Source organism: Allobosea sp. 05T439, from assembly GCF_056396005.1.
In genome coordinates this window covers 1-609 of the sequence record NZ_JBFTKP010000136.1, presented here as the reverse complement: position 1 = coordinate 609, position 609 = coordinate 1, and the positions used below count along the sequence as shown (strand labels likewise).

Genomic DNA, 609 nt, shown 5'->3' with positions numbered 1-609 from the left:
CGGGTTAAGATCCGGGACGAGGGCCTTGTCCGCAACAAAGCCGTCTACCTCGCGCTCGGCGTCCAGGCCGACGGCACGAAGGACATCCTCGGCATCTGGATCGAGACGACCGAGGGCGCCAAGTTCTGGTTGCGGGTGATGAATGAGCTGAAAAACCGCGGCGTCGAGGATGTCCTCATCGCCGTCGTAGACGGGCTGAAAGGCTTCCCCGAGGCGATCAACGCGGTCTTTCCGCAAGCGATCGTCCAGACCTGCATCGTGCATCTGATCCGGCACTCGCTGGAATTCGTCTCCTGGAAGGATCGAAAGCCCGTCGTGCCCGCGCTGCGCATGATCTACCGGGCCACAGACGCCGAGGCCGGCAAAGCCGCGCTCGAGGCCTTCGATGCCGGCTTCTGGGGGCGAAAATACCCGGCAATAGCCCAGGCCTGGCGCCGGAACTGGGATCGCGTCATCCCATTCTTCGCGTTCCCCGAGGCCGTCCGCAAAATCGTCTACACAACAAATGCGATCGAAGCCTTGAACGCAAAGCTCCGGCGAGCGGTCAAAATCCGAGGCCATTTTCCGACCGACGAAGCCGCAACCAAGCTGATCTATCTCGTCTTGCGC

1 protein-coding gene is annotated in these 609 nt (G+C 61.9%); it reads left to right on the top strand.

The genetic code is table 11. The annotated features are described in order from the left end of the window. The coding region (locus tag AC1DIO_RS35415; protein WP_476854959.1) for an IS256 family transposase at nt 1-609 on the top strand (609 nt) is incomplete at both ends.